Genomic DNA, 985 nt, shown 5'->3' on the forward strand with positions numbered 1-985 from the left:
CCGGGCCCGCCATGCGCTCGACCTTGCGGCGGCCGGGCGGCGCGTCGCGGTGGTGTCGGGCGGAGATGCGGGCGTGTTCGGCATGGCCAGCGCTGTGTTCGAAGCTGTCGAGACCGGGCCAGCGGCGTGGGCGGCGCTGGATATCGCGGTCATACCGGGCGTCTCGGCTGTGCTGGCGGCGGCGGCACGGCTGGGAGCGCCACTCGGCGGCGATTTCTGCGTGATCTCGCTGTCCGACAACCTGAAGCCATGGGATGTGGTGGTCGCGCGGCTGCGGCTGGCGGCGCAGGCGGGCTTCGTCATCGCGCTGTATAATGCGCGATCGAACGCGCGGCCCTGGCAACTCGGCGTGGCGTTCGCGGAACTGCGGACCGTCTTGACGGGCGACGTTCCGGTCGCCTTCGCCCGAGCCGTCGGACGGCCCGACGAACGGATGGAGATCACGGACCTCGCCCATGCGGACCCGGAGCACGCCGACATGAGCACACTGGTCCTGATCGGCTGCGCCATGACCCGTCGGATCGCGCGCACCGGCGCGCAGGACTGGCTTTATACCGAGCGGCGGGTAAACCCATGAGCGGCGAGCCACGTCAGCGCGCCGTCCACGTCGGCGACGGTCTCGGCGGGTGGCAGTATGGGGCGATCGACCATGACCACCGGCAGGCCCAGCGTCCGCGCGGCGTCCAGTTTCGCACGGGTGGCGTCAGCACCGGCGTTTTTGGTGACCAGCACCTGCACCGCGTGGTCGCGCATCAACCGCGCTTCCGCGTCGTGGTCGAATGGCGGCCGTGCGAGAAGCACCGTGCAGTCAGGCGGGAGTTCGGTGTCGTCCGGCGGGTCGATGCTGCGCAGGATGTAGTGATGTCCGGGCGTTGCCCGAAACGCGGCGAGATCCTTGCGGCCGGTCGTCAGAAACACGCGCCGGGGCTCGGGCCCCAGCGCGGTGGCGGCGTCCTGCAGGGTGCCCACCCGCGTCCATCGGTCG

At 71.0% G+C, this 985-nt stretch carries 2 protein-coding genes; one reads left to right on the top strand and one right to left on the bottom strand.

What is annotated here, in order from left to right; all coding sequences use genetic code 11:
• Positions 1 to 577: precorrin-3B C(17)-methyltransferase (locus HUK82_RS16850; RefSeq protein ID WP_176614997.1), on the top strand; the 577-nt coding region annotated here is incomplete at its 5' end.
• On the opposite strand, the gene HUK82_RS16855 is transcribed toward HUK82_RS16850, so the two are convergent.
• Positions 550 to 985 (bottom strand): precorrin-6A/cobalt-precorrin-6A reductase (locus HUK82_RS16855; RefSeq protein ID WP_176614998.1); only part of this gene is annotated, 436 nt, incomplete at its 5' end. The two genes, HUK82_RS16850 and HUK82_RS16855, sit on opposite strands and share 28 nt — an antisense overlap.

The organism is Ameyamaea chiangmaiensis (assembly GCF_013376175.1).
Lineage (GTDB): Bacteria > Pseudomonadota > Alphaproteobacteria > Acetobacterales > Acetobacteraceae > Ameyamaea > Ameyamaea chiangmaiensis.